17 protein-coding genes and 1 pseudogene are annotated in these 24,318 nt (G+C 60.7%); 6 read left to right on the top strand and 12 right to left on the bottom strand.

Annotated elements, in window-relative coordinates; genetic code table 11:
* The 4 genes and pseudogenes from AAF358_26080 to AAF358_26065 form a co-directional block, all read right to left on the bottom strand.
* On the bottom strand, positions 1-479 hold a 479-nt coding region (locus AAF358_26080), incomplete at its 3' end, for a hypothetical protein (GenBank protein ID MEM7709044.1).
* Positions 480-598: 119 nt separating this feature from the next.
* On the bottom strand, positions 599-5,197 hold the full coding sequence (locus tag AAF358_26075) for an ELWxxDGT repeat protein (GenBank protein MEM7709043.1): 4,599 nt from the start codon (positions 5,195-5,197) through the stop codon (positions 599-601).
* Positions 5,198-5,272: 75 nt separating this feature from the next.
* Positions 5,273-7,912: a serine/threonine-protein kinase gene (locus AAF358_26070; protein ID MEM7709042.1), complete on the bottom strand. Its 2,640-nt coding sequence runs from the start codon at positions 7,910-7,912 to the stop codon at positions 5,273-5,275.
* Between the two features lie 7 nt (positions 7,913-7,919).
* Positions 7,920-8,441, bottom strand: a pseudogene (locus tag AAF358_26065) (ECF-type sigma factor).
* A 183-nt stretch (positions 8,442-8,624) separates the two neighbouring features.
* Between AAF358_26065 and AAF358_26060 the strand changes: the two are divergent.
* Both AAF358_26060 and AAF358_26055 read left to right on the top strand, forming a co-directional pair.
* Positions 8,625-9,326 carry a DNA alkylation repair protein gene (locus AAF358_26060; GenBank protein MEM7709041.1) on the top strand — a complete coding sequence of 234 codons (702 nt, stop codon included), beginning with the start codon at positions 8,625-8,627 and terminating at the stop codon, positions 9,324-9,326.
* A 317-nt stretch (positions 9,327-9,643) separates the two neighbouring features.
* Positions 9,644-12,004 carry a TonB-dependent receptor gene (locus AAF358_26055; protein ID MEM7709040.1) on the top strand — a complete coding sequence of 787 codons (2,361 nt, stop codon included), beginning with the start codon at positions 9,644-9,646 and terminating at the stop codon, positions 12,002-12,004.
* Between the two features lie 45 nt (positions 12,005-12,049).
* On the opposite strand, the gene AAF358_26050 is transcribed toward AAF358_26055, so the two are convergent.
* The 3 genes from AAF358_26050 to AAF358_26040 form a co-directional block, all read right to left on the bottom strand.
* Positions 12,050-12,517 (bottom strand): hypothetical protein, encoded by a 468-nt coding sequence (locus tag AAF358_26050; GenBank protein MEM7709039.1) that lies wholly within the window; start codon positions 12,515-12,517, stop codon positions 12,050-12,052.
* A gap of 171 nt (positions 12,518-12,688) precedes the next feature.
* Entirely contained in the window at positions 12,689-13,861 is a 1,173-nt protein-coding gene (locus AAF358_26045) for a putative manganese transporter (protein ID MEM7709038.1), read from the bottom strand.
* On the bottom strand, positions 13,858-14,367 hold the full coding sequence (locus AAF358_26040; protein ID MEM7709037.1) for a ferritin-like domain-containing protein: 510 nt from the start codon (positions 14,365-14,367) through the stop codon (positions 13,858-13,860). The genes AAF358_26045 and AAF358_26040 overlap by 4 nt, the downstream gene beginning before the upstream one ends.
* Before the next feature lie 587 nt (positions 14,368-14,954).
* On the opposite strand from AAF358_26040, the gene adh reads away from it, so the two are divergent.
* Both adh and AAF358_26030 read left to right on the top strand, forming a co-directional pair.
* On the top strand, positions 14,955-16,478 hold the full coding sequence (gene adh, locus AAF358_26035) for an aldehyde dehydrogenase (GenBank protein ID MEM7709036.1): 1,524 nt from the start codon (positions 14,955-14,957) through the stop codon (positions 16,476-16,478).
* A gap of 59 nt (positions 16,479-16,537) precedes the next feature.
* The gene (locus AAF358_26030) at positions 16,538-16,927 is read left to right on the top strand and encodes a DUF779 domain-containing protein (GenBank protein ID MEM7709035.1); all 390 of its coding nucleotides are present in this window, start codon (positions 16,538-16,540) and stop codon (positions 16,925-16,927) included.
* Positions 16,928-16,995: 68 nt separating this feature from the next.
* Here AAF358_26030 and AAF358_26025 read toward each other — a convergent pair whose 3' ends face one another.
* The 3 genes from AAF358_26025 to ubiG all read right to left on the bottom strand — a co-directional run bounded on the left by AAF358_26025 (position 16,996) and on the right by ubiG (position 20,258).
* Positions 16,996-18,792 (bottom strand): SLC13 family permease, encoded by a 1,797-nt coding sequence (locus AAF358_26025; GenBank protein ID MEM7709034.1) that lies wholly within the window; start codon positions 18,790-18,792, stop codon positions 16,996-16,998.
* Positions 18,793-18,957: 165 nt separating this feature from the next.
* Entirely contained in the window at positions 18,958-19,509 is a 552-nt protein-coding gene (locus tag AAF358_26020) for a demethoxyubiquinone hydroxylase family protein (GenBank protein MEM7709033.1), read from the bottom strand.
* The gene (gene ubiG / locus AAF358_26015) at positions 19,506-20,258 is read right to left on the bottom strand and encodes a bifunctional 2-polyprenyl-6-hydroxyphenol methylase/3-demethylubiquinol 3-O-methyltransferase UbiG (protein MEM7709032.1); all 753 of its coding nucleotides are present in this window, start codon (positions 20,256-20,258) and stop codon (positions 19,506-19,508) included. Before ubiG ends, AAF358_26020 begins: the two co-directional genes overlap by 4 nt.
* A 202-nt stretch (positions 20,259-20,460) precedes the next feature.
* Between ubiG and AAF358_26010 the strand changes: the two genes are divergently transcribed.
* Positions 20,461-21,990, top strand: a complete 1,530-nt coding sequence (locus tag AAF358_26010; GenBank protein MEM7709031.1) for a choice-of-anchor Q domain-containing protein — start codon at positions 20,461-20,463, stop codon at positions 21,988-21,990.
* Between the two features lies 1 nt (position 21,991).
* Here AAF358_26010 and AAF358_26005 read toward each other — a convergent pair whose 3' ends face one another.
* Both AAF358_26005 and AAF358_26000 read right to left on the bottom strand, forming a co-directional pair.
* Entirely contained in the window at positions 21,992-22,393 is a 402-nt protein-coding gene (locus tag AAF358_26005; GenBank protein MEM7709030.1) for an MAPEG family protein, read from the bottom strand.
* A complete protein-coding gene (locus AAF358_26000) occupies positions 22,393-22,707 on the bottom strand; it encodes a hypothetical protein (GenBank protein MEM7709029.1) in 315 nt (104 codons plus the stop codon). The genes AAF358_26005 and AAF358_26000 overlap by 1 nt, the downstream gene beginning before the upstream one ends.
* A 144-nt stretch (positions 22,708-22,851) precedes the next feature.
* On the opposite strand from AAF358_26000, the gene AAF358_25995 reads away from it, so the two are divergent.
* Entirely contained in the window at positions 22,852-24,117 is a 1,266-nt protein-coding gene (locus AAF358_25995) for a helix-turn-helix domain-containing protein (protein ID MEM7709028.1), read from the top strand.
* Positions 24,118-24,318: the final 201 nt, after the last annotated feature.

The following is a 24,318-nucleotide window of genomic DNA, read 5'->3' as shown; positions in this document are numbered from 1 at the left end:
GGCCAGACGTCTTGAAACCAAACGCTCAGCACCTCAGCGAGTTCCGCGTCGGCCAGCGCTCCATCCGTCCTCGTCCAGTAGAACACCGCTACGTCAAACCCAGGATCCTCAGCAGGTATGACGTAGACACAGCCCTCAACACTCTCACCCGCTGGGGCAAGAACCGTATAGGTAAAAGCTTTGCGCGCGGACGCCTGTTCCTCGTGAGTTGCTATGTCCTGACGATTGGCATCCAGCGTGAAATCGGGTGACGGCCAATCTCCGCCGAAAAGCTGCCGCAGCTCGGACCCGCTGGCCATGACGGCCTCATAGTCTGCTTCGGCGTAGATCTGGGTCAGCGGCTCGAGGCGAAATTTCGAGTGCTCTAGTGTTTTCGGAACCGCGAAGTCCAGAGGAACAAGTTCGCTACGAACGGGTCCGGCCATCACCACCGCCAGTATCAAAAGAATCAGCCGCCACATTAAGCGGTTATCGGCCACGATTGCGAACCGCTGAACGGATTGCGCTCACCAATTCAATCCAAATTGGCGGTAACGACAATCCCCATGCTTGCGTAGGCATAGGGCCGTCGCTCGGCGATATCGCGGTTTGGCGGGCGCTAGGGCGTGCCGCAGCTCTCGAACGAATCCGCGATGACCAACCCAGGCACCAGCTCGATCGTTGCCTCGTCCGTGTTGTCCCCTGACGTTGGATCGTCAACCGCTGAGGAGACCAACACGTCGGTCGAAACCGAGCCCGTGCCGGTCGGAACAATCTCCAGCAGAACGCGTGTGGTTTCGCCGGCGCCAATCACCGGCAACAGGCACGCCACATCGTCCGACCCAGCCACACAGCTCACCGACGGTGAAACGCTTTGCACGGTTGCGCCCGTTGGTAGCGTCACCAAAGCGCTAACGTCGGTCGCTGGTGACGGACCGGCGTTGCTGATGGCCGCAGCATACCGGTAGGGCTCGTCGGGCGCCGCCAGCGGCGTGCACTGTTCAAGCTCCACGGAGAGATCAGCCGCCGAGCCAACGCTGATAAAGAAAGTGGCCTCCGGGGAAGTATCGTCCCCACCGTTGGCCGTGCCGCCATCGTCGGTCAAGCTCACCGCAAGCTCCGCGGTCCCCGCAGTACCGCTCAGGGTAAACGTGAGATCACCAGCGGGGCTGACCGTAGGTAAGCCCGTGAGGATCAAAGCCGGGTCGTCGGTCACAGAAACCTGGTAGCTGGCCACAGCCTGGGAGGTCTCATTCGGGCCGAGATCTACGGCTGCCACCCAGCCCGGCACGTTGATGTCGCCACTGCTGCCGGCGGCGAGTGCCTGCGCCGGACCCGGGGTAAGCCTTGGCGCGTCGTTCACCGGCTCAACGGTGATGGACACCGAGGCGGTCTCGCTCAGACTGCCGTCCGTCACGGTGTAGTCGAAAGTTGCAAGCCCTGAAGCGTCGGCTGGCGGGGAATAGCTGAAAGTGCCGTCCACATTGAGGGTAACCGTACCTCCAGCGCCATTGGCAGTAAGCGTACCTGCGTTGGTCACGCTTAAGGCCGCTGGTCCGCTGTCGTTGGCGAGCACGCCGTTGTCACCCTCGTCCGCATTGGCACTGCCGTCGCCGTCATCCGCGAGCAGGGTCCCGTCCTCGAGCATCGTATAGCTGTCAGCGGTTGCGGTGAGCGGAATCAGTGTATCCACAATCGCTACCTGAAGATCCTCAACTTCACCGTCGTCGACCCGACCGGTCGGCGAGAACGCATCGCCATTGGTGTCAAAGCGTACCCGGGCGAAGCTGGTACCGAGCGCGGCGCCGGCCGGGACGCTTACGGTGAAGCTGTGCGTTCCCGCCTCCCGGAACTCATCAGCAATCACGTATTCCTCGGAGTTGTTCCAAGTCCCGTTGGCGTCAAAGTCGACCCAGGCGTTGACGTAACCCTCCGTTGAGATGGTTATATCAACATTGACATCAGAGCCCGTCAGCAGCGCGCTGGCGAAGCTGACGCCGTCTTCATCGCCGCCGGATACGTCGTCGCCGGTTGCGTCAGCATTCGGCTGGCCGTCGCTCTCACTGTCGACGCTGCTGCCAAGAAACACGCCGTCCACAACGCGATGGCGCGCGCCGTCGTTCGCCAACGTCGTGGCGTAGGGCGCCGGGGCATCACCAAAGTCGAGTGACTCGCCAAGAGTTACCCGATAGTCCTCCACCTCGCCGTCGAACGTCGTGTACTGGGTAAACGGCATGCCGTAGCTATCCAGCCGGGCTCTCAGGAAGGTCTCCCCCAGATTCGCGTCAATCGGAACGGCAACAGCCAATTCCGTGTCGCCGCTGCTCAGAAGGCGGTTGAAAACAACGTGTTCTTCAATACCATCCCAGTCCCCGCTGTTGTCCCAGTCGACCCATACGTTGAGATAGCCTCCCGCGGGGGCGGTCACCGTCACCACCGCCGTTTGGCCAGCTAAAAATTCGGCTGGCAGCTGCAGCCCGTCTTCGTCATCTAGACCGTCAAGATCGTCACCGAGCGCTTCATTGTCGGGAATCCCCTCAACCTCAGCGTCTTTCTCGACGCCGAGCCGAAATGCTGCGTTGGGGCCATCAGCACGATGACAGGCACCCGCGCGAGCGCCCGAGGTCGGAAACGCCGGGTCTGGCGCGTCACCGCAGTCGGCGGCGCCAAAGCGCCAAAGCTCGTTGCCGCCGTAACCGGCCCCGGCAGAAAACAGCGTTGTCGCGCCAAGCCTGGCAAAGTTTGACGCCCCGCCGCCGGTTTCGTTGCCTACGGGCCCAATAGATTCGGTGCCGGCACCGGTTCCATCACTTCGCCACAGCACGTCGGGCCCGCTATTAGGATTTCTCGCGGCAAAGAGTACTTCGGATCCGGCGTCAAAAAAGGACCGAGGATCGGACGAGCCACTAGGGTTCAAATCCGCCAGCCTGGCGGTGGATGTGCCGTCGGTGGTCCAAGGCTCACGCCCGCTACTGCCATCGTCTGCGCTGAACCAAAGCCTGCCCTGCACAACGGCAAAATTCCGCGGAAAGCTGCCGGCGGAGCCTGGCGCAATGTTCTGCACCAACGAGACGGAGGTGCCGTCGGTTCGCCAAAGCTCGCGCCCACTGTCGCCATCGTCCGCCTCAAAGTAGGCGAAACTGCCTAGGACAGAAATCTCGCTATCAGGTCTCAGCGAATCGACGAGCTGGGTGCCAACGGCCGTGCCGTTGCTGCGCCACAGGCCACCGCTTGCCTCGAACACCACCGTGCCGTTTACCTCCGTAAAGTTTGACGGAAACGACCCCTGTGATCCGTTCACAAGCTCCGCCAACGGCTGTGTGCCCGGCCCCGTGCCGTCACTGATCCATGGTTCGATGTTGCCGGTGCTATTGGTCGAGGCGCGGAAGTACAGCAGCCCACCGACGGCGGCCAGTTCACCGATGCTGCCGAACTGACCGCTCAACGTCTCGGCCACCTGACTCGTGCCGCCGGTGGTGCCGTCGCTGCGCCAGAGCTCCCTGCCCGACCCCATGCCGTCGTCAGCAAAAAAGTAAAGCAGCCCGCTGTACTGCGTCAGCTCACGAAATGAATCAGCGAAGTCAAAAACTGGGGCCGCACCGCCGGCCTGGCCGTTGGTGCGAAACAGTGTCGGCAGGCCGCCATTGTTGGCCCGCAGGTAAAGCGCTCCGTTGTAAACCTGCATCGAGCGATCGAAGTCATCGCAGCCTGATTCCACCCCCGGATTGATGTCCTGCACCAATGTCGTCCCGGCGGACGTGCCGTCGGTTCGCCATAGCTCTCGTCCGTGGACGCCGTCGTCGGCGCAGAAATACAGAAAGCCCGCAAACGGGACCAGGTGTTCAATGCTGGATCCGCCGGTGACGCGGCTGAGCGTCGACACCTGAACGGTGTTGCCTGCCGTGCCGTCGCTGCGGAACAGCTCGTTGCTGCGGTTGCCGGCAAAAAAAGCGAACCCGTTGGAAGTCACCATGGCGCTGGTGCCCACACCATCATCGGAGCCCGGGCCAAGCTCCAGTACGCGAGCGGTATTGCCGGGCGCTCCACCGCTTACCCAAAGCTCACGGCCGGCGCCATCAGCCACGTCTGCATAAAAGATGGCCGAACCACCATTCAGGTCCTTGAGGTTGCTGACTGAGGAGCCACCCGACCCATTGAGATCGATCAGCGTAGGGGTTGTGCCCGTGACGCTCCAAAGCTCTCGACCATTGGTCCCGTCGTCAGCCGTGAAGAACACCTGATTACCTACAGCAACCAGATCCTCCGGGTTGGAGGATTGCTGGCCCGAACGCAGATCGATGGGGCCCGTACCGGCGGTTAGTCCATTGCTGAACCAGAGCTCCGTCCCGGTGGTAAATCCGCCGTCAGTCCCCGCAAAATAAATCTGGCCGCCCGCAACCGCCAGGTTGGAAAGGATGCTGAAGAGACCCGTCGATGTGTCTGCGACCAGCGTAACCCCCTGCCCGTCACTGGTCCAAAGCTGGGTGTCGCTGCCGTTGTTTGAGGCTGCAAACGCCACACCGGCACCAAAAGAGACGAGGTTAAACGGGTTTGAGCTGCCCGACGGATTGATGTCTCCCACCTGACTGGCAACGCCACCGCTGACGGTCCACAGCTCGGTGTCACCGTTGTTTGTCCCTCGCATGAAGACACGATCACCGGTGCTGACAAGCCAGCGCGGGTTCTGCACCGCAGGGTACGACTGCACCCCGTCGCCATCGCTGGAAAACAAAATTCCGTTGGCTTCAAAAAAGACTTCCGTTGAGGTTATCGCCCACGCGCGAAACGCATCGTTGCCGTCACTCAGCGAGCTGAAGGAACTCACGCGCCGCGTGCCGCTTTCGGTGCCGTCCGATGTCCAGAGCTGACTGCCGTTGGCCCTGAAAAAAAGTGTGTCGCCAACCCGAACAATATTTCGTGGAAACGATGAGTCCCCACCTGGACTGATGTCTCTAACAAGCTCCGCGCCGATTCCGGTTACCGGAACGCGTACCAGCTCGCAGCCAAAGAACTCTTCTTCGATGCAGGCACCAAAGTAAAAGAATCCGTTGAGCTCCGCGCCGAAGTTGAAGACGCCGCTGCCGCTGGTGGTTTGATTGATATCAACCAGCGGGATCGGCGTTTGTGCGATGACGGGTCGAGCCCACAACGCAACGGCGAAGAGGAACGGCAAAACTAAAAGACACGGCAAAAATGGGCGATCGTTAATCCGGGGCATGGGAGACTCTCCTTAGGCTCACATACCCCACAACGCTTTTCGGAGCCGCACCGGCTCATTGGGCCGGAAACTTTTTTAGGGAGATGCCGCCAGGAGGGCTTCTGCGCGTTCCACCAAGTAATGCGATTCGCCTTTGGCACCGGCGATGGTGGTGCGCGCTGACGTTAGCAGCAACTGCGCCCGCGCCGGGTCCGACGTTCTGAGCACGCTGCCCAGAAACAGCTGCGCTTCCCCCACCAGCCAATGCGTTTCCGGCAGTTTGGCTTCACGCACCGCGAGGCCCCGTTCGAGCAACGGTAACGCGTCTTCCTCCTCGCCTAGCCGCGCCAGGGCCCGACCCAGACCAAGCAGGCTGTAGCTGATAAACAGATGGTCTTCGGGCAGCTTTGCTTCACGAACGGTGAGCGAACGTTGATAGGCGTCTCTTGCCTCATCAAGTGAACCCAGTTCCAGCAATGACTGAGCCAGGTTGCTCACCACCGTTGCGGTCACGGGATGATCTGGACCAAGCGCCTTTTCCACAATCGGGAGCGCCTCTCGGTATTGCGCCTCCGCGTCCTGGAAGCGGGCCGCAGACAGATGGAGCATACCCAGATTGTTGAGCGACTCAGCCACCCGCATGTGCTCCCCGCCAAGCGCAGCGAGTCGGATGTCCAAGGCCTGGGTGAGAGGCAAAAGCGCGTCGTCGCTCTGACCCAGCGCGTCGAGCACCAGGCCCAGGTTGGTGAGCGACTGAGCCTGCTCCGGGTGCGGCTGCGGATAAACCTCCTGGCGCAGCGCAACCGCGCGTTCAAAATACGATTTTGCGACGGCTAGATCACCTTGCCGGAAGTGGGCCAACCCCAGATTGTTGATGGTGGTGGCGTAGGCTGAGTCCAGGCGCAGCTCAGGCGTTTCCTCGATCTTGGCTTCCCGAATCTGTAGCGATTGGCCCAGCAGCTCTCGAACGGCGTCGTAACGACCCTCCGAAAACTCGATCGAAGCGAGATTGTTGAGGGATTCGGCGTAAGCCAGGCTCTCCGCGCCCTTAAGCGTCAGCTCAAACTCGGCCGCCGCGGACAGGTCTTCTCTCGCCATCGCAAATTGGCCCCGAAGACCGCGAACCCGGCCGCGCCGGCCCAAAAAATCGGCCTCCAGCTCCGGGGAATTCACGGCAAACGTCCGGAGCAGCTCAAGTGCTTCGGTATAGGCGTTATCCGCCGCCTCCAGCTGCCCCCGAAGGCGGGCGTTTTCGCCCACCTGCGCCCTGACTCTCGCCTGGCGTTGCGCCGCGCCCGGCGTAGCTGGGCTCGGCGGCAGCAGCGACGTGGCTTCCTCCAGCACTGCCTTACCCTGCTCAAACTCACCGAGCCCCTCATAGGTGCGGGCGATAACCAGCAGAAGGTCAATCCGGGTCTCCCCGAGACTCGCCGGGTTGCTGCGCAGGCGCTCCAATCCTTGCGCAAGCGCCTTGCGTGTTTCGGGATCCGCGCCTGGATTGACCTCCGGATTGGCGGTTTCAAACACGCTGATCAGGAGGTCGGTGACGCTGACCGCCCGATCACGTTCCTGGGCCGCCTCCTGCGAAGCCAGACGCGCTCGGTCGCGCTCGTCGCGAACGCGCTCGGCCTGTTGCGCTGTTGCAATCGCGAAGCCAACAACCAGCGCGACTATCAGCAGCCCAAACGCAACGCTCACCCGATTGCGGCTGACAAATTTCTTCAGCAGGTACGATCGGGTCGGCGGCAGCGCCTCGAGCGGTAGCCCCTGTTGGAAGCGGGACAGATCACTGGCCAGCTGGGCTCCTCCCGGATAGCGACAGTCCGGATCCCGATGTGTTGCGCGCTGGATCAGCGCAACCAGCTCCGGATGCAGCCCCGCCAGGTCGGGCGCCTCCCCGGGCTTCGAGCCGCATCCGGTCAGGAGCTCCGCGAGCAGCAGCCCACACTGATAGCTGTCGGTGGCGGTGGTTACCCGGCCGCCATCAAGCTGCTCGGGCGCTGCGGCACCCGGGGAATACCCCTCAGCGCCGCCTTCATCGCCACTGGTTCGCGAGATGCCAAAGTCCAGCAGCTTGACCACCCCCTCCCTCGTCACCAGGACATTACTGCCCTTGATATCACTGTGGATGACCAGGTTTCTGTGAGCATAGCTGACGGCCTCCATGAGATCCGCCATGAGCGACAGGATCGCCTTTGGCCGGAGTTTTTGCTCCCGGCAGTAGGTGGTGATGGGAACCCCTTCCAGATACTCCATCACGAAGTACGCACCCAGCTCGTCGTCCACGCCGGCGTCGTGAAGCTGCGCGATGTGGGGGTGTGACAGCGCGGCCAACGTGCGCATTTCCTCAGCGAAACGCTCGGCCATGCGTTCATTGGCGAACGTCATCGGCATCATCTTGATGATGACCTGACGCTCGAAGTGGCCGTCTGCGCGTCGCGCCAAAAACACCGCGCCCATGCCCCCTTGCGCCACCAGGTGCTCGATCTGATAGGCGCCAACCCGATGCCCACGCGCGGCAAAGTCCTCCAGCTCTTCGGACTGCCGCTCCAGGAGATCGCTAGACAACTGATCGAAAAAGGTTCCGGCCTTCCCGGCGCTGATCAGCAGTTCCTCAACGGCCTGGCGAAGATCGGCATCATCCGCACAAGCCTCATCGAGGAAGCCATCGCGCGACGCCTCATCTTGATCCAAGGCAGCCAGAAAAATGGCTTCCGCTTGAGCTTTGCTTACCACAGCAGCGCTATGGCTCCTCCGCAGGGTCTAACGACATTTTCTGATAAAGCAGCGTGCGGGCGGCCAACCAATCCCGTTTCACCGTGGCCGGCGAGAGCCCCGCCGCCTTGGCGGTCTCCTCAATGGACAGACCGCCAAACGTTCGGCACTCAAAAACCTGAGCAAGACGCGGATGGTCGGCCTCCAATTCGTTTAACGCTTTGTCGAGTTCGATCAGCTCATCGGTACGGTGCAGTGAGACCAGCTGAACCTGATCCAGCGGAACGTCGGTGGTGTCACCGCCCCGTTTCTGTCGCTGCCAGTGACGAGCGTTGTCGACCAGGACACTGCGCATCGCGCTCGAAGCCATCAGCAGAAAGCTCTCGCTCTCAACGTCGGGGCGCGCTTCGACCAGCTTCAGATAGGCTTCATGAATAATGCTGCGCGTGGAGAGCGGCTGTTTGGCCCATACCCGAAGACGCTGGCCCCGGGCCAGCTTCTTGAGCGCGTCATAAATTTCGGGGGTAAGCTCGTTCATCCCGATCAGCTGAGTCTGTTGCCATCACCGCGGCACAAAACGCGCAGCACAACGATGGATAAGGGTTTCATTTCGATAGTCGACAGCCGTCGGCTCGATGTCAAGCGCGGGCCGCGCCACCCATGAACTCTGCCTCCGAGTCGGCTTTTCGGTCCTGTAAGATAGGGATAAACCACGCAATGCCGGAACATTGTTATGACAAAAACTGAAGTCATGGACCTGCTCAAGGCCAACCAGAACGAGCGCGGTATCGCCAACTGGGACAAGATGGCGAAAGACAGCGGGCTCAAAAGTTTCGGCATCGGCCTGACGGTGCTGCGGAAGCTGGCCAAACAGGTGGGCAAGGACCACAAACTCGCCAAACAGCTGTGGAACACCAAAGTCTACGACGCCAAGGTGATCGCGCTGCTGATCGACGACCCTAAGCAGATGACCCGTGACCAGGTTGAGGGGCAGGTCGACAATCTGTCAGGCGGTTACCTCGCCCACGTGTTCTCATCATGCGGTGCAACGCTCGCCAAGACGAGCTTTGCCCGCGAGCTGGCTGACGACTGGATGGCAAGCGACGACTCAATCCGGAAACAGTGCGCCTACGGCCTGCAGTACGAGTTCTCGAAGTCCAAGACCAAAGCGGCGCCCGACGACGCGTACTTCATGAACGTCGTCAAGCGCGTCGACAAAGAGTTTGGCAAACAGGATATCGACACCCAGATGGCCATGGGCGCCGCAATTATGGGAATCGGGATGCGCAGCAAACCGCTGCACGGACCGGCACTCAAGGTGGCCAAGAAAATCTGCCCAATCGACTTCGACCCGACGGGCAAGTGCGACCCGTTCGACGCCGTCAAGCACCTGACGAGCGATCGGATCAAGCAGAAGCTCGGCCTGGCGGGTTAACCGTTAGCCCTTTGGTGGTGACCGCCGGGTAAATTGCGGCACGAGATCACTATGGGCAAACCAGATTCTCGCTAGAGCTGAGAATCCGGTGCCGCACGGTGAACCTAGGCTCTAGGTCGCTCACCAGGCAAGCAACGTGAGCAATTAACTAGCAAGGCGGGCTTGCAGTACCGATCGCCGATCCTGTCGCTTTCGCGATGCGTCACTCAGAACAGCTTTCTCAAGGAGCCTTCGCAACAACCCGTCCACTCATTGTACTTGATAATCATTTGTATTTGCTACACGATTGCGATTCAAGTTATCTGCCGACCATCACTATGAATAGCCAATCTGCGGCGCTACGGCCTGGACCGTGCGCACTCACAACGTTTCTTACCCTCACCATCACTTTCGCCAGCAGCGCTCAAGAAGCAAAACCGGCAGCCGACGAGGATCTCGAAGAGGTGATCGTGACCGGGCAAAAGATCGAAAGATCGCTGCAGGATACGGTGACGTCCGTCGCCGTATTTGACGAATACACGATCGTCGACCAGAACTTCGTCAGCATGTATGACGCCCTGAACCAGACCGCCAACGTGGCCGGCCTGTTCGGCGACCGCGGCTTTTCGATTCGTGGCATTCCAAACGGCGGCGCGTCGCCGGGTGATCAAACCAGCGACGTCTCAGCGGTGTATCTGGACGGTGCTTTTGTGCCCAACTCGCTGTACTTCGGGGACGGACTCAACCTGTGGGACGTGAGCGCGGTTGAGGTTTTTCGCGGACCGCAGTCAACGATTCAGGGCCGCAACGCGCTGGCTGGAGCCATCGTTGCGCGAACGACTGATCCGAACCTGGAGGCAATTGATGGCCGGCTTCAGGCCAGCTACGGCGAGTACAACGCCTGGCGAACCTCCGGCGCAATCAGCGTGCCGATTGTTAATGGCCAGGCCGGCCTGCGTCTGTCCGCGGACCGAACCGAGTCCGACGGCTTCGCCGACAATCCGTTTCTCGAGCGCGACGACATCGACTCGCGGGAAAACACCACCGTTCGCGCCAAGCTGCTTTTGGCGCCCGAGGCTGCGCCCAATCTTGAGGTACGGCTCATGGGTACGTTGATCGACAGCGAAATCGGCGAAGACCGCATTATCCTTGAACGATTTTCGGGCCAGCGCGAGTCCGAGCAGAACACCATCGACCGCGACAACATTGACGCCTTTCAGGTCTCAGCCGTCATCGACTATGCGCTGAGCGATCGCCTGTCGCTGACCAGCGTGACCTCCTATATTGAGAGCGAGCGGGAGTTTCAGTTCGACCCCACGAACGATCCGTCCGGCCCAGATAACCCTGGCATCTCGCTCACGGATCAAGACACTTTCAGTCAGGAGCTCCGCCTGACCTATGATGGGGATCGTTGGACAGGCCTATTTGGACTGTTCGGCTTCGACAGCGCCACTAGCTTCCGCAACGATGGCGCAGCCGGTGCAGCGGTTGAGTCGGATCCGGTTTTCCCTCGTCCGCCAACGTTCGCCTCGATACTGTTTGGGACCACCATGCCAACGCCGGAACAGATCGCGCAAGCCGCGGCGATTCGGGCTCAGATCGTTTCGCTGGTTCCTGAGTTTCCGATTTCCAGCAGTTCGCTCACGTCAGACGACATCCGCAACTACGCCATCTTCGGTGAGGCGACCGTTGACCTTACGGATAACTGGAGCCTGACCTTCGGCGCCCGCTACGATAATGAGCAAATTGACCAAACCGTCTTCGACACGCTGACGGTGCCCGCGATCGTCACGGGCGACCCCCTCCTCGACCCAATCCTCGCCGGCCTGGCCGCTCAGTTCACGAGCGAAGTTGACCTGATCGCTGACAATGATTTTGACGCGTTCCTGCCCAAGTTTGTGGCTACGTATAACTGGAATGACGACCTCTCCACCTCCTTCAGCGCTCAGCGCGCGTACCGGGCAGGCGGCCTGTCGTTTAACTTTTTCCGAGCCCAGCTGCCGATTCCCGGCGGCGGTGATCCGACGGACCAAGGTGTGCTGGAGGCTGCCGGTATCGTGAATCGCTTCGAACCGGAGTTCACCTGGAACTACGAGTTTGCGCTGCGTTCGCAGTGGTTTGATCGGCGCCTGACAGTCAACGCCAACGCGTTCTACATTGACTACGAAGATCAGCAGATCAACCTGCAGCTGTCGAACAACCCGCTGGATCGGATCACAGAAAACGTTGGCGCATCACGGCTTTACGGCTTTGAAGTGGAGACCCTGACCCAGCTTTCGCCGGAGCTCGAAATCTTCGCCAACGTCGGATTTACCGATACGGAGTTCACCGAATCGGCTATTTCAATCGATGAGATTGATCTCAAGGGCAACGAGTTCGCCGCCGCCCCGCCCTGGACGGCAGGCCTTGGCGGACGCTATTCCCATCCGTCTGGCGTGTTTCTAAACCTCCGTACGCGCTACGCTGACGAGGCTTTCGCCTTTGTCCAGAACGATCCAGACGTGAAGAATGAGTCTTATTTTGTAGTGGACGCCATAGTCGGCTACGAACATGAGCGTTTCACCGCGGAGATCTACGCCAACAACCTCTTCGATGAGGAATACATCGTCCAAAACACCTTCGATAACGCGCTGGATATCGCGGTTGGCCGAGTCGGCGCGCCGAGCGTCATCGGCTTCCGGGTTTACGCCGACTTCTAAAATCTGGCGTCTCGGCTCGATAAGCCACGTGAGCTTGGCGGCTGTTTAGCGGTTGGCCAGCACGGCTCGGATTTCGCTGAGCAGTTCAAGACTGGTCTCGAGCGCAGGGTCGAAACTCGGCAACAGGGTCAGCTCGTCGCCGCTGCGCATTCTTACGTACAGGCGCTGAAGGCCAGCTCGCCCCTTTTCCGAGTCGGCGAGTGCGAGGCGCTCAATCTCCTTGAACGGGACTTCCACCTGCTCTCGCCTAAGCAGCGTCATGCGCCGCCATCGGATGCTTTGGCTTCGACGGTCAAAGTGAATGATGCTCACCAGCCGCAGGGTACCGAAGGACCACGCGAAAACCAGGGCGCCGGTGCACAGAGCCAAGCCTCGAGGGCTTGCCATCTCGGCGGCACGATACGTGTCCCAAAGCGTGATGGCGAAATAGGCAGCGGCCAGCGGAGCCAACACGACGATCAGCCAGGGCGTCTGATGAATGCGTATACCTGACTCATGTTTCGTAAAATACACTCGCGTTTCTCCGCAGCCCGTCCGAATAGTTGGCATTTCATACCGTCGGCTTGCCGGACGTCCGAACCGGTTGGATCCTGATTGAACGGAACAGGAGTTCAACGCTAGGTGAAATCTAGCCGGTTGCTGATCCGTGCAACCCAAAGGGAGAACCGCTTAGACTTGGGCGGTCTAGTGCCCCAGGGCCCGGACGCCGTAGCCGATCAGCAGGGCCGGCACCGCGCTGTAGAGCGTTGCGGCCACCGCGGCACGCGGCGCTAGCGCGATCGCTGGAAACAAGGCATCACCGTCATTACTGATCGCGTTCGCCAGCTGGGCCGACAGGGGAACCACCCCCTGGAGATAGAGAGCCGTCACGAGAATCTGTGGTCCGCATCCGGGGATCAACCCAACCAGCACGCCTAGCAGCGGTGCCGCAGCGCCGACCGAGAAGAACAGTGTTTTCATGTCCAGGCCGGTGAAGTAGACCGCGAGCTCAAATGACAGGAAACCGAGGATGACCCATACAGAGACAAAGCTGGTTTCGGCGACAGCAGCCTCCTTTAGGCATGCGCTGCGTGGCTTCTGAGCAAAGCGTGCGGTCCAGGAGTTCAGGGGCTGGCTGCACCAGACAGTGACGCACAGCAGCGCTCCGATAAAACCCACCCAATCCTTGAGGGCAATGCCCAGCGCTTCGATGCCGCCGAAGGGCGCTTCGAGCTGAAGGCAATTCAGCGTTCCAAGCACAGCGCCAGGGGCGAGCAGCATCCAGAACAGGCGCCGAAGCTGAACGGGCACTTCGGTGGCCATGCCGCTGAGCCTCTGACGCGGCGGACTCTGCTGCCGCATAAATCCCTCGGAATGGAGGTGGTCGACCAGGTAGCCGGTCACGGTGCCGGCAATCAGGGCAGCCGAGAATACGGCAAGCGCCGTCGCCGGTTCTCGCGCCAGGAGCAGGAACGCCGCGTCACCCATAGTGGCGATCAAGACCGAGACCAACGCCCCGAAGCTCATTTGTCCGTGGACAAACTGAGTGACCACGATAATGGCACCGCCGCAGCCCGGCAGGGCGCCGAGCAGCGAAGCGCAGGGCACCTGCCAAAGTGATCCGCGGTGGAGGGTCTGCAGCACGCGATGTTTGAAACGTCGTTCGAGCAGGTAAAAGCCTGCAAGCGTCAGCGCGACGAAGACGCTGACGCCCAGATAGGCGTCGCTTAGGGACTCGGCGATGAGCCGAAACAGCACCGGGTCTGCCTGATGCAAGATAGCCAGGTTGGCCACGATCAGCGTCATGAGCCAGCGGTCTTTGGTGACCGCCAGGCGACGTCGCCCCGCAGCAGCCTTGATCAAGGTTCGGTCGGTCAACGGTCGCGAGGTCGCTGTGGCTCTGCCGGGATTTGGCTGCCGCGAAGAATCGACTCCAGGGAGGCCTGATGAAGAGCGTTCTCCTGCATATTGCGAAAGGCGAGATCAAAAATCTGGTAGTCGAACTCCATCGCCAGGGCGCAAATTTCTTGATAGCCATGTACCAAGCGGGCCTCGGCGTCACGCAGAAGCCTCAGGATCTCCCGCAGCGCGGTGCGGCGCAGATCGCTGTCTTCCAAGAGCCCCACGAGGGTGTCGTCCGGAATTGGCTCGACGCCTCCGAGACGTCGAATGCCGCTCTGCATTAGCCAATAGTGATCCATGTCTTCGATCTGCGCGGTCTGAGAGAGGCGGGCCAGGGCCGGGGTTGCGTGATGTGACGAACGACAACTGATGTGATGGTAAAGCGCATAGGTTGCGAGCTCGCTTTCAGCAACTTCTCGCATGCGGGTCTTGATTCTCCCCAGTCGTTCGCGGGGGGACAGTGCGGTTTCGGAAAATTGCATGGATATCGCTCTTAACCTATAATGCAAATGATTATCATTATCATAATTGACTTTGTAAAGAGCCTGAGAGTTTCAAGTTGTTGCTGTCTGCGTTTCGACAGCAACACGTTCGGGGTGCGATGAAACGACGACCGATCGGTTTTTTCGAAGCGCCAGCAGGCCGGTGTAAATCGTTAGCTAGGATCTTGAAGCGCGGCCACGGCTTTCAGCTCGATCAGATCGGCCTGAGCGTGCCCGACACGCAAGAGGGGGTTGAGTGGCTGGCCGAACGGACCGGCGCAGGCGTTGAAATAATCGATCCGGAGCCAGGTCGCTACAGCCCTCACCGAGGGGGCATCAGAGATACACTTCAGCCCGGATATACCGCCCGGTTCCGTCACTTTCGACCCTCCCGGCATCGCGCTTCGCGGAGGCGGGCACCATCGTCAAGATGTTGAAACTGCGGTGGAAAACGCGGTGATTAGCCTTTCTTGAAACGCAACCCCTGCGTGATAACATGAAGGTCCCGTGGAAGCCGCAAATGCCCGCTCGGGCACCGGATTTTCGCAACGCGTGAAGTCGCAAAAACACACTCGCTGGAGGCGCTAATGAACATCATGACCAATCTGGAGGCGACAGCCCAAATGTCGCCGTTTGCCGATCGCTACGACAACTTTATCGGCGGTGAATTTCTCGCGCCCAGCGACGGTCGGTACTTCGACAATATCAGCCCCCTGACCGGTAAAGCCATCGGCGAGGTTGCTCGCTCGAGCAAGGTCGACGTGAACCTCGCGCTCGATGCTGCCCACGCGGCCAAAGATGCCTGGGGCAAAACCAGCACCACGGACCGCGCGAACATGCTCATGCGCGTTGCGCAGGTGTTGGAGGACAACCTCGATCTGCTGGCCATCTGCGAAACCTGGGACAACGGCAAAGCCATCCGCGAAACCCGGGCGGCTGACCTGCCGCTGGCGATCGATCACTTCCGCTATTTTGCGTCGGTGATCCGTGGCCAGGAGGGCTCGATGGGTGAGATTGACAACGACACCATCGCCTATCACTTCCATGAGCCCCTAGGTGTTGTCGGACAAATCATTCCCTGGAACTTCCCGCTGCTGATGGCGGCCTGGAAACTGGCACCCGCGCTCGCGGCGGGCAATTGTGTGGTGCTTAAGCCTGCCGAGCAAACCCCTGGCACCATCATGACGTTCTGCGAGCTGATCGCCGAGATTCTGCCGCCGGGTGTGCTGAACGTGGTTAACGGTTTTGGTCTCGAGGCCGGCAAGCCGCTGGCGCAGTCCGACCGCATCGCCAAGGTGGCCTTCACCGGAGAAACCACGACCGGTCGGATGATCATGCAGTACGCCACCGAAAACATTATCCCCGTCACGCTGGAGCTCGGCGGCAAGTCGCCCAATATCTTCCACAAAGACGTGATGGCCGAAGACGATGCTTTCCTCGATAAGGCGCTGGAAGGATTTGTCATGTTCGCCCTCAACCAGGGTGAGGTCTGCACCTGCCCGTCGCGTGCCTTGATCCATGAGGACATCTACGACGAGTTCATGGCCCGGGCCATCGAAAGAACCAAGGCGATCAAACTGGGTGACCCGCGCGAAGCGGACACGATGATGGGCGCGCAGGCGTCATCCGAGCAGAAAGAGAAGATCCTCTCCTACTTCGATATCGGCCGTCAGGAAGGCGCGGAGTTTCTATTGGGGGGAACCGAACGGCAAATGGAAGGTGACCTCGCAGAAGGCTACTACATCAACCCAACCATCCTTCGCGGCAGCAACAAGATGCGCGTATTCCAGGAAGAGATCTTTGGGCCCGTCGTATCCGTCACCACCTTCGAGGACGACAACGAGGCGCTCGAGATCGCCAACGACACGCTGTACGGACTGGGCGCGGGCGTCTGGACCCGCGATGGCAACAAGGCCTATCGCTTCGGCCGTGCCATTAAAGCCGGTAGGGTTTGGACCAACTGCTACCACCTGTATCCGGCGCACGCGGCGTTTGGCGGCTACAAGCAGTCAGGCATCGGGCGCGAGAACCACAAAATGATGCTTAACCACTATCAGCAGACCAAGAACATGCTGGTGAGCTACAGCCCGGACAAGCTGGGCTTTTTCTGAAGCCCCGAGTCAATCAACGGCGGGGCCTCCGGGCCCCACTTTTCCTCTAGGATCTCACGATGACCGAGTCGATCAGCTGCGCCACCGACGAAACGCCGGTTCCCGGCACCGACCCTGAGGCACCAGTAGTTGCGACCGAAGCGGCCCTGGAACTGCTGCGGGAAATCCAGCAAACCCATGGCGAAGTGATGTTCCACCAGTCAGGCGGATGCTGCGACGGGTCATCGCCTATGTGCTATCCCAAAGGCGAGTTTCCGCTGGGCTCCAAAGACGTCAAGCTGGGTGAAGTGGGTGGCGCGGAGTTCTATATCTCCGGCCCGCAGTACGAAGCGTGGAAACATACCCAGCTGATTCTCGACATGGTGCCCGGGCGTGGCGGCATGTTCAGCCTCGACAACAGCACCGAACGTCGTTTTTTGATTCGTTCGCGGCTGCGGCAGAACGCCTAGCGGCGCTCAGAAACGGCGGCTCACGGCGGCTAGCTTCAGCCGATGAGATGATCGGGGCGCCGCTGTATTTATAGCGGCCAAACGATGGCGATCGTCGGAATCGACACCAGCAGCACCAGAATCTCCAGCGGCAGCCCCATCCGCCAGTAGTCGCCGAACTGGTAGCCGCCCGGGCCGAGAATCAGCGTGTTGTTCTTGTGGCCAATCGGCGTCAGGAACGCGCAGCTTGCCGCCACGGCGACTCCCATCAGAAACGCATCCGGGTTGGCGTCCAGGCGGTTGGCCACATCGATGGCAATCGGGGCGGCAATCAGTGCAGTCGCCACGTTGTTGAGCACATCTGACAACGTCATCGTGATCACCATCAGAGCTGCCAGCACAGCCAGCGGCGTCCAGCCCTGGGTCAGACCCACCAGCCCATTGGCCAGTACCTCCGTGCCGCCGGAGACCTCCAGCGCCACGCCAATAGGGATCATCGATCCGAGTAATACAATGACCGGCCATTCGACGGAGTCGAACAGCTCGCTGAGCGGCACGATGTTAAACGCGACGTACCCGACAACTACAGCGCCCAGAGCAACCGGCAGATAAACCCAGCCGAGGCTGGCGGCCAGGATGGCCGCCGCAAAGAGACCTACGGCAAGTGCCGCTTTGGACCGCTGAACAATCTCGAGCCCTCGATCCGCCAGCGGCAGACATCCAAGCCAGCCCACCACATCATTCAGCGTATTGGCTGGACCCAGCAAAAGCAGGATGTCACCCGGCCGAATGGTGAGCCGGCGCAGGCGTTTACGGGTGCGCTTGCCCGAACGGGAAACGCCGATCAGCGACACGCCCTGACGATAGAGCAGCTGGATTTCGTCAGCCGTACGCCCGTCAATTCGGCAGCCACGTGGCACCACACATTCGATGACGTCCACCGCCGCGGAGGCGGCACCGCCGTTGTCACCGGCCGTGGCCTGACCAACATAGTTGAGCTTGGCCGCGCCGATAAACCGGTCGATATTGTCCGGGGCTCCCTCCAACACAATCAGGTCGCTCTTTTTCACCACGTTGCCGTGTCCCGTGCCCGGGAGGCGTTTACCGCGACGAACCAATCCGACCAGCTCCACCTCGTTTTCCAGCGCCAGGTCGTCTAGCGATTCGAGCGGCTGTTCCAGCACCGGCGAGTCTTCCCGCAGACTGGCCTCAGCGATGAAGTCCCCAAATTCTGCGAGATCTTTACCGGTGTCGGACTTACCTCGCGCCACCGGGATCAGCTTGAATCCCACCAGCACCACAAACAGCACGCCGACCACCGAGACTGCGGCACCCACCGGCGCAAAGTCGAACATGCTGTAGGCCTCACCCAGCGCATCCTCTCGGAAGGTGGCAATCACAATGTTGGGCGGTGTTCCGATCAGGGTGACCATGCCGCCGAGAATGGACGCGAACGACAGCGGCATTAGCGTCATCGCCGGGCTGCGCTTGGCCTTGCGCGCCGCCTGGATATCCACCGGCATCAGCAGCGCCAGCGCGGCAACGTTGTTCATCACCGTGGATAGCGCCGCCGCCGCAGCGCCCATAATCCCGATGTGGAGACGTATCCCATGACTGGCGCTCAGCAGCTGGCGCGCGAGCAGCTCAATGGCACCGGACCGAGACAGCCCACGACTCACGATCAGCACCAACGCGATGATCACCACGGCCGGATGACCGAAACCGGAGAAAACCTCACCTTTGGGAATCACCCCGAACAGGTAAGCCGCAACCAGCGCGCCAAATGCGACGACGTCGTAACGAATTTTGCCCCAGATGAGCAGCCCAAAAAGCACCAGGACCAGCGCAAACAGCAGGGCCTGGTCGGTTGTAAGACCGAGGATCATGGCGCAAGAGTGACGCAAAAATCGCAGCGGGGGAAGTCCTTTGCTGGAGCTTCCTCCCGCAAGGTGAGTCGAATAGTAATCCTTTCTGGAATAAACCTGAGACCGCTGGCACCGACCTCAGGAGAATCGGCGCCAACACGTTGTTGCGTCTGGTGGCGCGGCGCTTCAGAGCAAACGCGCCGCCACCACCCCGGCAGCTGATCCGGCTCCCACAAACGCACTCCAGGCGCGACCGATCAGGCCAGGGCTGCCGTCTTTGCGGTCCGCCGCATCCTTTCGGTGGTGATCTTCCTCCGCTTGAAACTGGCGCAGCTGCTCTGCCAGCGCTTGCCATTCCTCGCGTTTGTCGAGCTCGACTATCTGGTCCTCGTAGTGTTTCACCACAAAGGTTTCCACCGCGGCGATAGTCGCATAGACGGCTCGGCGTCCAAATATGGCAGGGATCGCGCCAAGCGCCCAGCCTGCGAGCCACCACACCGGCGTGAGTCGAGTCTTGGCGTGCTTCGGAAGCCATTCCTCAAAAAACGCCAGATGCACGCGCTCGGCGTCGCGATGCTCACGGGCGAACTGGACGATTTCCGGATCGCGACTGATCGCCAGGATCCCGTCGTAGATAGCAACGGCACCGGTTTCGCCGGCATGGTCCGAGCGAAGATCGCGGATGAGTCTGGTCGGCAGCTCAAGCTGGTCCAAGGGCTCCAGGGTTGTTGCGCTCACAATAGTTCGGGCCTTTGGTATTTGGTCGCGACAAGCATGTAGTTCACCAGCAGACTAGGCGTCAGCTTGAAGTTGCGCGTGAGCGGGTTCACGGAAACGCCCGACCACGACCGGGGTTCCACACCGTGCTCACTCATCAAGGCGGCAACTTCGGAAGGCTTGCGCAGCAGCGCGTAGTGATGAGTGCCTCGAGGCAGCCAGCGCAAAATGTACTCGGCGCCGACAATGGCGGTCAGCCAAGCGATCGGGTTGCGGTTGATGGTTGCCACGAACATGAGGCCGTCGTCAGCAACCAGCTCGCAGCTGGCTTGCATAAACACGGGCAGGTCATCCACATGCTCGACGACCTCCATGGAAAAGACCACGTCGAAACGGGCTCCGCTCGCGGCTAGCGTCTCAACAGGCGTGTGCTCATAGCGGATCGGCAGGCCAAGTCGAGTGGCGTGGGTCTGCGCGACGGCAATATTACGCTCCGCCACGTCGATACCGTGGACGTCGGCCCCCAGGCGGGCCAGCGCCACGCTCAGAATGCCGCCACCACAACCCACGTCCAGGACGCGCAGCCCGGTGAGCGGCCGATCAGAGTCATCCGACGTTCGTCCACGCGCCCGAAGCTGATCAACAATCCACCTTACGCGCAGCTGGTTCAGCTCATGCAGCGGGCGAAAGGGCCCGGTTTGATCCCACCACTGATCGGCCAGTCGATTGTAGTAGTCCACCTCTGCCGGGCGGATTGTTGTGGATTCCATGGGAATACCTGAATTTTGACACTCTCAGTGTGGCGCGCAGAACGACAAGAAACCGTCGATCGCGCGTTAATCCTTTCTTCAAGTACCGTCACCACATTGCCGCAGACGACCTTTATGGCAGAACAAAAACCGTGATCGGTAAACCTCTGCGGGGGACTAACTCGCTGCTGTGCGCTTTAGCGTGGCCCGTCGTTGTAAGGGCATGGACAAAATAACAGTCAACCCGCATTTCTGCGCCAGACGTCGCGGCCATCGATTTATCCAGACTGACATCTGGCTAACCGTGATTGTTTGCCTGTCCTGCCTAGTCGTTTCGTTACCATCGCTGGCACAGGTGGTTCTCCCAACATATCGGGAGTTCACTGTTGACACTCTGTCGGACGACCTGAACCCCGCCGGCTGCTCGCTACGGGAGGCAGTTGAATCCATCAATACCGGCGGTAATGTGGGTGGCTGCCTTGCCACGTCCCGGCCCGGCGACGAGTTCGACACGATTCGCTTTAGCCCGACAGTTCTACCCGGGCAGATATTTCTTACCGACCGACTGCTTGTTGAAGCAGGCCTCCGTCTGCTTGGGCCAGAGGACGGGACACTTGAGATCAGCGGGTCAAATCTGGTTCAGCTGATGCTGATCAGTAACCAGTCACCCGGCGTTGCCCTTCGAAATCTGCACCTGACGCAGGGTTTTTCCAGCAACAACGGCGGAGGCATTTCCGCGCTGGCGCCGCTGGTCGTGTCCAACAGCGTAATCAGCCAGTGTGAGTCGATGGCGGTCGGGGGGGGCATCATCGCAGCGGGCGGGCTCACGCTCGACAACGTCGTTCTTGAAGATAACCTCGCCGGGGATGCCGGCGCCGTCTACAGCATCGGTCCGCTCCAGATTTCCGACAGCATTTTTTCCGGCAATACGGCCACCGGCGTCATTGACGGCGGTGGCGCCCTTTGGGTTGATCACGGGGGTGCTGACCCGGTCCAGAAAAACGTCAGCGCCACCCGCTTCTCCGGCAACGAGGCGCCAAACGGCGGTGCCGTCCTCGTTTCCAACACTGGCGACATGCCCACTGAGCCGTTGATCATTGAGACCTCAACGTTCGAGAACAATCGTGCCACCGCCGGCCGCGGCTCAGCCGTGATGCAGAAAGACGGCAGCCACACGGTAGTCATTCGTCGATCGCTGCTGGTCGATTCGATGCAAAGCGTGGCGGAAACCCAGATAGACCAGGAAGGCGTTCCGAGCGACACGGCGCGGCTTCAGCTCGTCAACAGTACGGTTGTTGGCAATGATGGCTTGCGCGCCAACAGCCAGCTCGATTTGCGTAGCGTCACGATGGTGCTGACCACGCCCCAGGCCGGCACGGCGCTGGAGGTAAGTCCTGGCCGAACCGCCCGGATCCGAGACTCGATTCTGCTGTCCGAAGGTGGGGCAGACTGCCTCGGCGCGATGGCCAACATCGTCGAAAACGAAAACAACGTGTTTTTCACCAGCACCTGCGCACAAACCGGCGCCAACGTCATCACCGACGACGCCCAGCTCGGCCCGCTCCAAGACAACGGCGGCGCAACGCTCACGATGGCGCCGCTGCCAGGCAGCCCCGTGATCGACGCCGGCAGCATTTTCTGTCCGGCGGACGATCAGCGGGGCGCTATCCGCAGCGACGGAGCCTGCGATATTGGCGCGGTGGAAGCCGGGCCGAGCGACGCTTTGTTTTCTGACGGCTTTGAGCAGCCGTGAATCAGATCAACGTCCTGACGGTCTGCCAGATGGCGTAACCTGCAGCGATCAGCATCACCAGCGTTGTGGTTCCCGCACCCGCGAGGCGCAGCGGATGCGACATAGGCTGATGGTGAAGGCCGAGGGGGTGAGCAATCCGGGCCAGCACCAGCGCCCCGCCCAGTCCGTGGAGCAAGCCGGCAGGAGCACCGTTGGCTTCGATCAGGCCCAGCAGAATCAGCGCCATCGGCACCCACTCAACCGCATTGCCATGGCGTCGTATCGCCACCAGCAGGGCCGTGTCTCCACCGTCTCCGACCGACACACCAGCCTTGGTGCGAGCCGCGCCCGTGGAGAACGCCAGAAAGATCAACACCAGCGCTAGTACCCCGGCATAGAGGGCCGTGACCGGTAAAGCCAACATCACATGTCGCTCGCTTCGGCCAGCTCGATCGAGCCGCCGTGGATGGTGATCAGGGGGCAGATTCTCGCCTTGCCAATGGCGTCTTCCACGTCGTTGGCCTCGATAATGCTATAGCCACTCGCAGGGTTTGGGCCGCCGTTGTCCACAACGCCGGCCGCGCTAACTGTGGTGGACTGCCCGACTGGATTACCGCCGTCGACCACCGCGCTGCCCAGCGATCCGAACCACTGGCCCCAGGCGTCCATCGCCTCGGATTTCTCCGCCTCCGATTCGGGGTGATCACCACCGTGATAAACAAACAGATACTTGGGCATAACGTATTGCTCCTCTGGATTGGACGATGCCGCTGCTAACGCTTCTTGGCGACAGCTAGAGACTATCAACAGGAAAATGAGGGGTCATCGGGCATTTTCGCGGGTTTTTGTTGCTTTGAATTGTGTAGTTTCTACAATCAAGCGATGTCTGAAGCCTACTCAACGCTGAGCGAAGCACTACAGCGCCTGCGGAGCAGTCCGGTTGCAAGCCGGCTTTCGCAGGCAATGAAACAACAGGAGAGCCAGGTCAGTCAGGCGCTGGTAGACGCGGTACTGCAGGACATCCCAGCGTTCTCAACCACCCGTAACCCACAGATTCGTCAGGAGCTGACTCAGCACTGTCGCGATCACGTCACCGAGATGACGGACCTGCTGGACGGCCGCGATGTCGAGGACTTTGCGTTCGTTGACCGCAACGCGCGTCACCGCGCGGAGCAGCATTTTCCGCTGGAGGCGATCCTGCACGCCTACCGCTGTGGCCAGCGCGTTTTCACGGCGTGGTTTCGCCGTGTTGGTTCGACCGTTGAGGTGGACACCGTTGCCATGGAAGCCATGACCGACCTGGCGATTGAGTACACCGACGGCATTAGCAATGTGTGCACCAGCGCCTATGTGGATCAGGTGCGAATGCTGGCCGACCTGGAAAGCGATCGCCGGGGCCAGCTCCTCGACATGCTGCTGCATGGCTACGACGAATCCGACGGGCGCGTCGCCAAGATCTTGGGGGATGCCGGCTTTCTGGACCAGCGGCGAGCCTATTGCGTGGTGGTGGCACGATCTGTCGACCCCACCGAGATGCTGAACGCGCGGCGCGCGCGACGCCTGGCCAAAGCGCTGAGCGAAGCGTTTGTCGCAGACTCGGCCCATTGCCTCGTCGACGTCCGCGACAACCTGGTGGTGGGTCTGCTGTCAGCGATTCACCGCCTGTCAGGCTGGACACAGCCGGCTCAGCCGCTGGCTGCCAGCGCCGCAGCGAGGCTGGCGACGCTGGGCAACGCCGTACTGGTCGGCATCAGCAGTGATCTGCTTCATACAGCCAAGGTGCCGAGCGGCCTGCGACAGGCCAAGATGGCGCTGGACCAGGCGGGCGTGGAACGCCGCGTGCTGCGCTTTGGCGAACTGACGCTGCGTCAGGTGGCGCTCGATACGGCGCGCGATGAGTTGCGGCCGGTGCTGCCAGACTGGGCGCTGGCCTTACGGGCAAAAGACGATGATTCGGGCCACGTCCTGAGTGACACGCTGCGCGCGTACGCGGACGCCAGCATGAATATCCTGAAGGCCGCGGCCGTGCTGTCCGTCCACCCCAACACCATTTACGCCAGGCTGGATAAGGTCCGGGATATTTCCGGGCTGGAGCCGAAAGCATTCCATCAGCTCAACGAACTGCTGATCGCGTGTGACTGCACGTGAGGGTGCAAGCCAAGCAACCCAGGGGTCAGAGGAAACCTGGGGTCAGGAAACCTGGGGTCAGAGTAAAGGGGCAGAGTTGTTACCATGTCCCTTTACTCTGAACCCCGGTTTCCTGACCCCAGGTTTCCACTGACCCCAGGGTTTCTTGGGTTGCACCCGCACGTGCAGTCACACCCGATCAGCAGTTCGTTGAGCGGATGG

The organism is Pseudomonadota bacterium (genome assembly GCA_039033415.1).
Lineage (GTDB): Bacteria > Pseudomonadota > Gammaproteobacteria > Xanthomonadales > SZUA-38 > JANQOZ01.
Note: the sequence above shows the minus strand (reverse complement) of the source record. Positions and strands in the feature narration are given on the sequence as shown.